Genomic DNA, 12352 nt, shown 5'->3' with positions numbered 1-12352 from the left:
ATCGCAGGTTGCGGTGAAGCGATCGTCGCTGTCAATCGTCCGCGCACGTCCGTCATGTCGCAGCCCGTATTGGCGTCTGCGGCGGATTCACCTAGGTAACGGCGCCCGGCGGATACGGGGTGTGCGGAAGCGGCGCGGTGAGGTTATTTGGCCTCGGCGTCCATTTCCGGTTCGACAGCCGTTTCCGGTTCGACAGCCGCCACTGGTTGTTCAACAGTCACGGCTTTCAGCACCTTTCGCTTCGCCGCGCGGACCTCAATCTGCAGCGGCGGCTGATAGGATCCGCTTGGCGGCACGAAGACGAAGGCGTGGTGTCCATCGCCCTCGTTGAGCTTGAGAAGATCGTTGCGGAACTCATCGGCGACGACTTCGCCAACGAGGTTGCCGTTGAAGTAGATATCGATCGCGACCCTTTTGTCGGGGTGTTGGTTGTACAGCGCCCAGCCGGCAATCCTTTTTTTGTTGACGACGTCGACATGACCGGTGATCTCGCCATACAGACTCTCGATGCCGGCCTCGATCACCTCGAGGTCGCTCCTGTAGATCGATCTCGTCACATCGAAGCTGAAATTCGCCGTATCGACGCATTGGTCGAGCAAACCCTGTCGATGCTCCTTCATTCGTTGCAGCGTGTCCAGTTCGCCCAACTTGACGTACATGCCGACGATGCCTTCGATACCAGGATTCATGGTGTCGTTCCCCGCAATGCTACCAGCCAATTCGCCCTCGGCTGCTTTCACAATCGATGCTTCCTTGCGGACAATACTCCGCCAGGACGAAAAGCGCCTCGTTCCGCCAAGGTCTGTCATGAAGACCTTCATGACAGGCCTTCATGACATCCCAATCGTCCTGACCTAAAGTCGGCTCGGCCGAACCCGGCCCAACGACAAGGACAGGGAGAGCGAACCGATGGAGCAGATCCGCGTCTGCACGCATGATGGACCTGGAGCCAAGCCGGTAATACGGACAGTGCAATGGCCGGAAATCGGCAAAAAGGCGGCCTTGATCAAGGTGGGCGCCTGTGGCGTTTGCGGAACCGATCTGCACATCCTGAAGGGACATTGGCCGAAGCCGTTGCCGTGGCCGTTCACGCTCGGCCATGAGCTCGGCGGCGTGATCGTGGAATGCGGCGCGGAGTTCACCGAGGATTTCATGAGCAAGCCGCTGCAGGTGGGATCGAAGGTGATGATCCCGCCCTTGATGCCGTGCGGCCGCTGCTACTACTGCATCCATTATCCCGAGAGCGCCAACAAATGCCTGACGCCGGTCTATTACGGCCGCTATCTCGGCTTCGACAAGGCGCCGCACATGTGGGGCGGCTGGGCTGAATATGTCTATGTCGATCTCGACATGCTGCCCGGCACCAAGATCTACAAATTGCCTGACGACATGTCGCTGCGGCTCGGCGCGCTCTCCGAGCCTCTGACCTCCTGCATCCGCGCCTTCAACCGCGCCACCCGCGCCGGCGGCTTCAGCTGGGGCGACACGGTGGTGATCCAGGGCTCGGGGCCGATCGGTATCCTCGCGGTCGCCGCCGCGCAGGAAATGGGCGCGGGGCGCGTGATCTGCGTCGGCGCGCCGGAGGCGCCGCGCCTTGCGCTGGCGCGCAAGTTCGGCGCCGAGGCGACCGTCGATATCGAGCAGCTCAAGACGCCGGAGCAGCGCATCAAGGCGGTGCGTGACATCGTCGGCGGTTTCGGCGCCGACCTCGTCATGGACTGCTCGGGCCATCCGACCGCCGGCCCCGAGGGCATCGAGATGCTGCGCGACGGCGGCACCTATGTCGAGATGGGGCAGTTCACCGATGCCGGCTCGATCAACACCTCGTGGCACCGCATCTGCACCAAGGATCTCAACGTGCTCGGCTCCTGGGGCTTTACCGGCAACGACCTGCCGCTCGGCGTCGACATGCTCTACCGCACGCGCAACAAATATCCCTGGCTCGACATGCAGACGATCTATCCGTTCACCGAGGACGGCGTCGCCCGCGCGGTTGCCGACGCAATGGCGATGAAGACGGTGAAGTCGACCATCGTGCCGTGGCCAGAATTGGTCGGGTGAAGCAGATCGCGGATGCTGCAAATCCTACTGCAGTGCTCCCAAGGATTTGTGTCCAGGGTGCGGCCGATTGGGCCCTGATATCGCTCGCCGGGACGACGGCCCGGCGCTAACATCGGATCATGCATTCGAACCGTGTGCCGCCGAGCGCGACGTTTGCGTGGGGAAACGTGTCCGAGGACTTCGCGCTGTTCAGAACCCTCAGCGCGGAGCAGCGGCTGATCGCCTTTGGCGCAATGACCCGGCGCGACCTCGTGCGCGGCGAGCTGCTGGTCGAGCAGGGCGGCGCCTCCGACGCGCTGTTCCTGGTGCTGCATGGCGCGCTCGCGGTGTACCGGACCAGTCATCCCGAACCGATCGCGGAACTTCGCGCCGGCGAGCTGGTCGGCGAGATCGGGTTCTTTGCCAACATCCCGCGCACCGCCAATGTGATTGCGATCCGCGACACCAGCGTGCTGGTGTTGACGCGCGCCGCCTATACGACGCTGGCGCGGGAAACGCCCGAGATCGTCGAGGCGCTGCTGGCTGCGCTCGCGCGGCGGTTTGCCACCGAGACCGCGCGTCTGTTGCCGCTCCGGGCGTCGCCGAAGGCGCGCACTGTCGCGCTGATCCCGGGCGGACGGGAACCGGTGCCTGCCGCCTTTGAGCACAGGTTACGCGAAGGCCTTGCCGCTGCCGGTGCCGAGATCGTCGACCTCGCTCGGGTTCAGGCGATGTTTCCCGGCCGCGCGCTCGACGCATCCGAGGTCGCCGACTGGCTCAACAGGATCGAGTACGACGCGCCGCTGGTGGCCTATTTCGGTGGTCCTGACGCATCGGAGTGGGCGCGGAAAACCATCCGTCAGGCCGACCTTGTCGTGTTCGCCTGCCGCGGCCATGCGCCGACGCCCGATCTGACCGAGATCGAACGCTTCGCCTGCGGAGTGCATCCGGCGTCGACGCGACGCCTCGTCCGGGTTCATGACGTCAGGCGCCACGAGGTCAGCGGCACCGCGGCGTGGCTGGCGCGGCTGCCCTGCTTCATGCATCATCACGTCGCGCTCGAGGACCAGCTCGACATCGACAGCCTGGTTCGCTTCCTGTGCGGTCGCGCCGTCGGATTTGTCGCCGGCGGCGGCGGCAGCCTCGGTACCGCGCATGTCGGCGTCTACAAGGCGTTTCGTGAGCGCGGCGCGATGTTCGACATCTTTGTCGGCACCAGCGTCGGCTCGGCGATGGCGGCGGGCTTTGCCAAGAACTACGACGCCGAGCATCTCGAGCGCGGCACGCATGAGATCTTCGTCTCCAGTCGCAGCTTCCGCCGCCCGACCTGGCCGCGCTACGCCTTGCTGGACCACAAGGCGTTCGATGCCGCGCTCGCCGAGCAGTACGGCCACAATTGCCGGATCGAGGACTGCTGGCGGCCGTTCGCGGCGGTCGCGACCAATCTGTCGACGCACAGTCTCGAATTGATCCGCACCGGTCTGCTGTGGCACGCGGTGCGGGCGTCGAGCGCCATCCCCGGTCTGCTGCCGCCGTTCTATACGAGGGACGGCTCGATGCTGGTCGACGGATGCCTCGTCGACAACGTTCCGCTGGCGCAGATGCACCAGATGAAGAGCGGACCGAATCTGGTGGTCCATTTCGGAGACCCGGCAACCGAGATGTTCGACGTCGACTATGCCGCGCTGCCGGGGCGGCTTGAGCTGCTTGCATCGCTGCTGACGCCGTTCCGCAAGAAATTGCTTCCGGCCGCGCCAAGTGCCGTCAACGTGCTGTGGCGAAGCCTCGTCGCGCATCAGCGCTATGATACGCTGCCGACCACGCCGCTCGACATGGTGATGCGTCCGCCGACGCCCGACGGCATCGACGTCACCGATTTCGACCGCCATCAGGAAATCTTCGAATCCTCGTACCGCTGGGCCCGCGAGACCATTGCTGCCTCGGAGGCGGCGCATAATCCCGCCATTGCGGCCATCGTCGCGTCGGCCAACGGAGCGGACAAGGGAACGGACATGGTCGCCGACGAGGGCGCGGATGACGCGACAGCGACCGCGCCGGTTTCCCAACAGGCCCGCGTCGGTTGAGCGGCTTGCAGGCGGCGGCGAAGTCGACCATCGTGCCGGACCGTATCCGGAGAACACGATGCCTTTCGATTTGATCCTGCGCGGCGGACGGGTGATCGACCCGTCGCAAAAACTCGATGCCGTGACCGATGTCGGCTTTGCCGCGGGCAAGGTCGCTGCGCTCGGCCGCGAATTGCAAGCCGATCCCGCCACCGAGGTCCGCGACGTCTCGGGGCTGATCGTCTCACCGGGCATCATCGACCTGCACACCCATGTCTATTGGGGCGGCACCTCGCTCGGCATCGACGCGGAGGAGTTTTGCCGCAACTCCGGCGTCACCACGTCGGTCGACACCGGCAGCGCCGGCCCGGGCAACTTTGCCGGCTTCCGCAAGCATGTGATCGAGCCGAGCCAGGTCCGCATCCTCGCCTATCTGCACGTCTCGCACGCCGGCATCTTCGGCTTCTCGGATCGCGTGATGGTCGGCGAGAGCGAGGAGCTGCGGCTGATGAATCCGATCGACGCGGCGCGCGTCGCCGACGAGAACCGCGACCTGATCGTCGGCATCAAGGTGCGGGTCGGCCTGTTGGCCTCGGGCACCTCGGGGCTGGTGCCGCTCGAGATCGCGCTCGAGGTTGCCGAGCAGGTCGGCATGCCCCTGATGGCGCATATCGACCATCCGCCGCCGAGCTATGAGGAGGTGCTCGCGCGCCTGCGTCCGGGCGACGTGCTGACCCATGCGTTCCGTCCGTTCCCCAACACGCCCGCGACCGCGCAGGGCACGGTGAAGAAGGTCGTGCTGGACGCGCGCGAGCGCGGCGTGCTGTTCGACATCGGCCATGGCAAGGGTTCGTTCGCCTTCAAGACGGCGCGCGCGATGCTCGCCAACGGCTTCTATCCCGACACCATCTCCTCCGACATCCATCAGCTCTGCATCGACGGCCCGGCATTCGACCAGGTGACGACGATGTCGAAATTCCTCTGCATGGGGATGCCGCTGCCGGACGTGATCGCGGCGTCCACCGTCACTGCCGCGATGGCGTTGCGGCGGCCGGAGCTCGGCAGCCTCAAGCCGGGCAGCGTCGGCGACTCCACGCTGCTCTCGGTTAAGGACGGACAGTTCGACTATGTCGATGTGGTCGGCGAGCATCTGACGGGCGATCGCAAGATCGCATCCGAAGGCGTCGTGATCGGGGGACGCTGGTGGCATCCGCGTTAGGATTCGTGGACGCGCCGCCGAGGGCATCGAGGTGACTGAGATGGTCTTCTGGATCGCGGGTGTGGCTGGATTGGCGATCGCCTATCTCCTCGGTTCGACGCCGACAGGTTATCTGGCGGGGAAGCTGCTGAGGGGCATCGATATCCGCCAGCATGGCTCCAAATCCACCGGGGCAACGAATGTGTTGCGAACCCTGGGGAAGTGGCCCGCATTGGCGGTGCTCGTGGTCGACGTGCTGAAAGGCGTAGCGGCAATCCTGTTCGCCCGCTGGTTTTATCGCTGGTTGTACACCTTGCCATCCGTCACGCCGCCGGCAGCGCTTGATCCGCAAACGTGCGTGTCCTGGGCTGTCTGCCTGGCCGGGCTTGCTGTGTTGCTGGGGCACGGCCGTTCGATCTGGCTGAATTTCACCGGCGGCAAATCCGCCGCGACCGGGCTCGGCGTGTTGCTGGCGATGTCCTGGCCGGTAGGCCTCGGCGCTGCGGCGGCCTTTGGCGCTGTGGTGGCTGTCTTTCGGATTGTCTCCCTCGGCTCGATGCTGGCGGCATTGACGGCGATCGTCCTCGTCTGCGGCCTGGAGCAACCGCTGCCCTATCGCTTGCTGGTGATCGCAGGCGGCATCTACGTGATCGTGCGCCATCGTGCCAACGTCCAGCGGCTGCTGGCCGGCACGGAGGCGCGGCTCGGGCGTTGATAAAAGGTTCGGATTTCCTCAGGGAAGGCTGGTCGATCAATCCGATGATCCGGCCTTGAGCGCTCCTGAGCGAAGTCGGTACCGGTGGGCGTGAAGAACACGCGTTTGAACCATGGATATGGAATCCTGTTCCGATTCCATCGGAACGGCGCTCCAGAGCGTTTTCGAGCGAAGTGGATACCGGTTCGCGTGAAGAAAACGCGTCAAAACAAGGGTCTGGAGCCCCGTTCCGATTCAATCGGAACGGGGAGGGCTCTAGTCAGCGACGACCGGCCCGAAGGGCTGCCATCGCTCACCGGTGAAGCGCATCATCCGGAACTCCTTCACCACGCGATAGTCGGCGCGGCTGGTATTGATGGCGAGGCCGGGCAACAGCAGATCGAGTCTGACATCCTTCAGGCTGGCGGCCTGGCGCATGATGTTGTCGCGCGAGAGATCGTCGCCGCATTGTTGCAGCACGCGCACCAGCAGCTCGGCGGCGCTGTAGCCGTAGGTCGTGAAGAGGCTGTTTCGGTCGCCTTCCGGGTAATAGGAGGCCATGAAGGCGCTCCATCGTTTCATGCCGGCATCGTCGGCCCAGGTCGGGTCGCTGGCTTCCTTGAACGAACTCGCCGAAATCAGCTCGCGAGCGTGCTCGATCCCCGCCGGCACAAGCACCGCGTCGATCGAGGACGAGCCGACACCCAGCAAATGCAGCGGCTTCCAGCCGAGCTCGGCGGTCTTGCGGATGGCCTGCGCGGCGAATTTCGGCGCGGCCATGTCGATCAGCACGTCGACCGCCGCAGCCTTGAGCCGGACCACCTGCGAGTCGATGGTCGGGTCCGTCATGTCATAGGGGGCTTCGGACGCGAGCATAGCCGGCGCCCGCGCGCCGAGCGCGTCCTTCAGCCCCGCGAGATATTCCTTTCCGCTCTCGTCATTCTGATAGAGCAGGCCGATCCTGGCGTTCGGGTAATTGTCGAGAATGAAACGCGCATAGACGCGGATCTCGGTCCGCAGGTTCGGCGCGAATCCCATGGTCCAGGGAAAGTTGACGGGATCCTCGAACCGCATCGACCGCCCGCCCGCGAAGAGCTGGGGAACGTGGCGGTCGTTGAGATATTTCTGGATCGCGATGTTGGGGGCGTTGCCCACCGACTGGAACATGAACAGGACTTCGTCACTTTCGACGAGCTTGCGGACCTGCTCGACCGTCTTCGCCGGCGTCGCGGCATCGTCGTAGGAGATCAGGTTGATCCGGCGGCCGTTGATGCCGCCCCGCTCGTTGATCATCCGGAAGTAGGCGGCCTGCACCTTGCCGATGACGGAGAATACCGACACCGGGCCGCTATAGGGCATCGTCTGTCCTATCCTGATCTCGGTATCGCTGGCACCGGGATCGTATTTGCGGCCTTCGGCAAACAGATCGGCCGCAGCAAGCAGACCGAGGCTGATGATCGCAACTCCGATTGTCGGCCTGAACCAGCCCTTGCGCATCGCGTGGCTCCACGGTCGGCAGTCATGATGGCGAGTCATCCGCGCAGCGGGTTGTGGCAGGCGTGGTACGACCGTCGAGGAGGCGCCGGCGCTTGGCTGCCGGCTGCCGCGCAAGCATTCCCTCGTAACAGACTCCTAGCATTCGCGCGTGCAGGCGGTCTCGCAATGTCATCTGGCGTTTTGCCCGAAGCGGCGTGGAAATACTCCCGTCCCTTGCCAAATTTCAACTAGATCAGCGAATGCAAAGCCATGACCGCGGCCTCACGGCTCTCCACCGGAACAAAGAAGCTTACCGAATGCGATGACAAAACATACTTGTCGGCGATGATTCCGTGACGTTGCAGAATCTGAACCGCCTTGTACGGCAGGTCCGAGGAAATGCCGCCGAAGCAAGTGAGGCTCACCGAACTCAGCGTCTCGCGCTGTTTGCGCAGGTCTTTGCTCCGTTCCAATGTGCGCAGCAACGCGTCGAGTGTCTCAGAATCGCAAGTCATCATGATGCGGGTTTTGTCGGCGGTGAAAGCCGAGGCGAGGAGTTGCGGCCAAGGCAAGCCATTTTGCTGGAGATGCTGCGCGAACTTCTCAAAGCCTTGATTGAGGTCCGCCGAATCGATCTCCACATGCTCGATGCGAGCCATCGAGTTGACGGCCAGGACTCTTCCGTTCTCCATGTCTGCGACCTCCTTCATCACTTGCGTGCTGTGTCGAGCGCCGCCCCACTTTCTCAGGACCAAAGGCACGTTTTGGCTGTGGGCCAGCTCCACGCTGCGAAAGTGCAGGACTTTGGCGCCCCAGAAGCACATTTCGGATAGGGATGCGAAATCCAGCTGACGCAAGGGTTTTGCGTCCGCGACGATGCGCGGGTCAGCCGAGCAAACTCCGTCGACCTCCTTGATGATCTCGCAGCACTCTGCCTTGAGCGCCGCAGCCATGGCGACCGCGGTGGTATCGCTGCCGCCCCGGCCAAGCGTCGTGATTTCCTTGGTCAGCGGGTTCACGCCCTGAAAGCCCGCCAAAACCACGATGCGTCCACGATCGAGTTCTTCGCGCACGCGAATGGGCCGCACGTCCAGAATGCGTGCGGAGGAATGGGACCCGTCGGTCATGACACCGGCCTGACTGCCGGTAAAGCTGATCGCCGGCACACCGAGATCAGACAGCGCCATGCTCATCAAGGACATGCTGATGCGCTCGCCGGTGGTCAAGAGCATATCGAGTTCGCGGCGATTGGGGTGCGGGCTGACCTGATAGGCCATCCTGACGAGTTCATCGGTGGTCTTGCCCATCGCTGAAACGATCGCCACGACACGATGACCACGGCCATGCAGATCGGCGATACTGCTCGCGGCCGCGCGGATTTTTGCCGGTGTTTCGAGACAGACGCCGCCGTATTTTTGCACGATGATGGGATTGCTAGGCATTGTTGTCCGCGTCGTGTTGGAAGGCGCCGCCGAACCCGATCAGATCGTTCTCCCCTTCGACGCTTTTGCGGTCTTTGATCGTTTTGCCACGACCCGCACAGCGCCCCGGTCGCGCTTCTTGCGATCCGCTTCCGCGTGCTGAGCTTTCGTCCCGCCGCGGTGAGCGGCGTATTCCTTGCCGTCTATCGGCGCGACATGCGGTGGATCTCGATCGAGATACGGTCGCCCGATTCCAAAATCCGGTCCACGCGCATCGATCCATTTCCAAAGGACCTCGGTGGAGACCCAACGCTCCGCCCGCGTCGCGCCTTTGACGCTCACGACATCGACGGCAAGCCCGTGGCCATAGCCGCCGCGGAAGCTCCCTCCATGGTATGACTTGTCGGACGCCGCCTTCAGGCCGCTCGCGATCGATTGACGGTAGTCATCGCGGAACGCGCTGGTGATGCCGGGCGCCAACCCGGCCTGCTCCGCCGCGTAAAGCGCGTGAAACAGCTTGAGTTTGAAGCTCCGATCCACCCCTCCAATCACGTAGTCGATCATCGGCATGCCCATTCGCTCCGCTGCCTTCGGATCCTTCCACGTGAAATCGTTATCGACGCGCCTGGTGAACGTCCTGGTGACAGTCACCGTCTTGCGCTTCTTCTTGACGGTCACTTTCCGCTGCTCTTGCACGCTGATCGTGTCTTGCTTCGGTGTCCGCTGGTAGAGCGCCCACAGGTACCGGTCGATGCAGATATCGACGACGAGGCACTCCTCGAAAATATCCAGGGGTTTCGCGGCCGCCTCGGTGTCACCAGACACGGGAGGCGGGCTCGCTATCGCCGCTTGCACCGGCGATGTTTCGACCGGCAGCGTCTGCGACGAATCCGGCAACGCAGCCACGACGATTGCCTTCGGCTCGCTCGAACTCGCTGTCGCATCAGGGGCCGCCGGCACCGATTCAAGCGCCATCGCCGCATCGGCGTTGGCGACAGCGTTAACCATGACGCCTGCCTGCGGCGTGGCCATCGTGTCGGACGCCGGCCCCGTTACGGGTTCTGCAGCCATCGCTGCTTCAGCATTCACTTTGCTGACGTTGTCGACTGCCGTGGCCTGTCGGCTATCGGCCGGTTCGGCGTTGGCGGCGAGAGATGGTGCGAGGTCCCCGATGGACACTGCGCCGCTGTTCCCGATGCCGGCAGAGCCGGCAAGCCAGGCAAAAAGCCAACCTGCGAGAACGATCGTCCCGCACAACTCCGGAGTCGCAATTCGCCGCGGGTTCATCACCCCGTAGCCTCCAAAGGCTCGATCCGAGCCCTGTTGCACCGCCCAGCACGCGACGGCATCGATCATTCGGATCAAAATGAAAATGCGCAATGGGCGGAAGCAGTTGGCGCCACGCTTTTCCAGCAAGTGTTGCTCGACCGCAACGCGCGGCGGCGAGCAGCCCGGCACGGCGCGTGCTGCTGCGTTCGGTAATTTTCACCAGCGATCGAGCTCTGATTTCCGCTCTCGGTCAAAAGCCGCCCATAGCGACCGGACCGGGTGACTTCCGGTTCACCTCGAAGAGCCGACGTTCGCGATCGTCATGCAGACCGTCAGCTATGGGCCAATAGGGTGCATGGCCATCTATCACTTGCGATCCGTGTCAGGTCTGTGGGTGTCTGACCGGTTGGCTGTGGCACTCGCGAATTTATTCTTTAACGAAGATATGAGACTTTATCTTCCACTGTCCGTCGGGTTGGCGTTCAAGGAGTCTCACGGTGCTGCCAGAAGTTGGCGCCGCCTTCTCATTCATCACTAACGTGGCCGTGAAATGGGAGGTGGTATAGGCGTAGCTCCCGATGGGCAACACATCGACCAGCTCAACCTTGTGATCTCTGACGCTTCTTCCTCGCCCGGCAAAGAAATTACGGATTGCCAAAGGGCCGGTGACGGGCTGCGCACCAGGCGGCATCAATCTGGCGTCAGCGGTATACAATGGTAATAGGGCATCGAAGTCTGCGTTGTTGATGGCGGCATCCCATTTGGCAGCCGCCGAGGAAAGTTCGTCGGCAAGTGGGTCTGCCCCCGCGGGACTGACGCACGTACAAGTAAAAATCAATAGTAGGGCGTATGAAGGAAGGGAATGGCGGCTCATGTTTGCCTCCTTTAGCTGGGATGCTTAGCGCAAGAGCGCATTCGCAAACGCTACCGCTCAGGGAAGCAGAGCCACTAGTCCAAAAAGTGGACTAAGAGAGTGTCGTCAACTGGTTGAGACCCGATCTGCGGTCGCAGGCGCCTCATTGGCATATTTGCTGCGTGGGAACCAAGCCCGCATGCTCTTCACAAGATGCTTTGGACCGTCGATCTCGATTTTGCCGAACTCACGCGCCCGTAGCAGCGGCAGCTCGCCTATGAAAATCTGCACAAGCGTCAGCAGGCTCGCATGGAGGCTGATATCGACCTCGAAGCCGGGATCTTCCCAGCAGAGATCCGCTTCCTCCTTCTTCACAACAAACCACCAGCGCCTCGGTCGAGCGTCCGCAATCTCGATGTACAGCACAAAGTCGCATGGAATGTGCTTTAGATCGAACGAACGGCGCATATTCCACATGAGTCGGCCCGCGTGGAGTTCGTTGGGCGTAAGCTGGCTGCGCGCCCACCTATGGCCCCAATAGCCCAATGCATCGATAATTGGCCGGGCCTCCCTAGCCGCTTGGGTTGGATGGTACTCCCAATGCCCATTATCGCCTGACTGGCGTGAGATTAGCCCGGCTTCCTCCAGCGTTTGCAGGCGCTTGGAGAGGAGGGTCGGCGACATCTGGGGGATGCCGCGGCGAAGCTGGTTGAAGTGGCGGGACCCTAGCAACAGTTCGCGGAGCACGAGCGGGGTCCACCGCTCCGTGAGAATTTCCGCAGCTTTGGCTACAGGGCAAAATGATCCATAGCCTTTCATGGCGAGAACTTTAGCATCACAAGGGCCACCAAAGTAGTCCAGTTTCTGGACTAAAGTCCGGGGCGCACGCCAGGATCGAGGCTCTCCTGCTGCGCGTGAGACGGGTACCAGTTTGAGGGCCAGGCCACCTACCCGCAGCGCTGATCGCCTGCGGTTCATTGGCATGTGCAAAAGCAGCCATGCCACGTTAAAGCTAACCGTTCCTGCAATTGGTCGGGTTTGGGTCTTGGCCGTGTAAAAACGGCTTCAAAGGGCGCTGGTCCGGAAGACAGGAACCGCGCCTGTCTCAGGCCGCGATCGCAACGATCAGTGGCTTGGTCCCGACGATGTTCATGACCCGTGTCAGATTATAGGCCAAGACCGAGAGTGCCATCTCAGCCGCTACTTTTGGGACCGTTTTGGTGAGGAAGTGTGTCGCCCCCATGCGGGCCTTCATCGTGCCGAACGGATGCTCAACTGTTTCTCGACGTTGACGCATGGCTTGTGGGTTCGCATCAAGGCGCTGCTGCACAGCTTCGA

11 protein-coding genes are annotated in these 12352 nt (G+C 62.7%); 4 read left to right on the top strand and 7 right to left on the bottom strand.

The annotated features are described in order from the left end of the window. Positions 1-143 precede the first annotated feature (143 nt). Entirely contained in the window at positions 144-821 is a 678-nt protein-coding gene (locus tag J6525_RS35750) for a hypothetical protein (RefSeq protein WP_225648170.1), read from the bottom strand. An 88-nt stretch (positions 822-909) separates the two neighbouring features. Between J6525_RS35750 and J6525_RS35745 the strand changes: the two genes are divergently transcribed. From J6525_RS35745 to plsY, 4 genes are all read left to right on the top strand, one after another. Further along, complete coding sequence (locus J6525_RS35745) at positions 910-2061, top strand: zinc-binding dehydrogenase (protein ID WP_225648169.1); 1152 nt, start codon at positions 910-912, stop codon at positions 2059-2061. A gap of 167 nt (positions 2062-2228) precedes the next feature. Then, positions 2229-4124, top strand: coding sequence for a patatin-like phospholipase family protein (locus J6525_RS35740; RefSeq protein ID WP_225648168.1), 1896 nt, complete (start codon positions 2229-2231; stop codon positions 4122-4124). Between the two features lie 58 nt (positions 4125-4182). Continuing rightward, complete coding sequence (locus J6525_RS35735) at positions 4183-5322, top strand: amidohydrolase/deacetylase family metallohydrolase (RefSeq protein ID WP_225648167.1); 1140 nt, start codon at positions 4183-4185, stop codon at positions 5320-5322. A gap of 40 nt (positions 5323-5362) precedes the next feature. Beyond that, positions 5363-6016, top strand: a complete 654-nt coding sequence (gene plsY, locus J6525_RS35730) for a glycerol-3-phosphate 1-O-acyltransferase PlsY (protein ID WP_225648166.1) — start codon at positions 5363-5365, stop codon at positions 6014-6016. Between the two features lie 255 nt (positions 6017-6271). On the opposite strand, the gene J6525_RS35725 is transcribed toward plsY, so the two are convergent. The 6 genes from J6525_RS35725 to J6525_RS35700 all read right to left on the bottom strand — a co-directional run. Next, positions 6272-7492 carry an ABC transporter substrate-binding protein gene (locus tag J6525_RS35725; protein WP_225648165.1) on the bottom strand — a complete coding sequence of 407 codons (1221 nt, stop codon included), beginning with the start codon at positions 7490-7492 and terminating at the stop codon, positions 6272-6274. Positions 7493-7719: 227 nt separating this feature from the next. Next, positions 7720-8913, bottom strand: coding sequence for an aspartate kinase (locus tag J6525_RS35720; RefSeq protein WP_225648164.1), 1194 nt, complete (start codon positions 8911-8913; stop codon positions 7720-7722). A 39-nt stretch (positions 8914-8952) separates the two neighbouring features. Beyond that, positions 8953-10308: a peptidase M15 gene (locus J6525_RS35715; protein ID WP_225648163.1), complete on the bottom strand. Its 1356-nt coding sequence runs from the start codon at positions 10306-10308 to the stop codon at positions 8953-8955. A 280-nt stretch (positions 10309-10588) separates the two neighbouring features. Further along, positions 10589-11035 carry a YybH family protein gene (locus J6525_RS35710; RefSeq protein ID WP_225648162.1) on the bottom strand — a complete coding sequence of 149 codons (447 nt, stop codon included), beginning with the start codon at positions 11033-11035 and terminating at the stop codon, positions 10589-10591. Between the two features lie 105 nt (positions 11036-11140). After that, the gene (locus tag J6525_RS35705; RefSeq protein WP_225648161.1) at positions 11141-11833 is read right to left on the bottom strand and encodes a winged helix-turn-helix transcriptional regulator; all 693 of its coding nucleotides are present in this window, start codon (positions 11831-11833) and stop codon (positions 11141-11143) included. Between the two features lie 286 nt (positions 11834-12119). Continuing rightward, on the bottom strand, positions 12120-12352 hold a 233-nt coding region (locus J6525_RS35700), incomplete at its 5' end, for a transposase (RefSeq protein WP_225648160.1).

Origin of the sequence: Bradyrhizobium australafricanum, from assembly GCF_020329495.1 — a bacterium.
GTDB classification, from domain to species: domain Bacteria; phylum Pseudomonadota; class Alphaproteobacteria; order Rhizobiales; family Xanthobacteraceae; genus Bradyrhizobium; species Bradyrhizobium australafricanum.
Note: the sequence above shows the minus strand (reverse complement) of the source record. Positions and strands in the feature narration are given on the sequence as shown.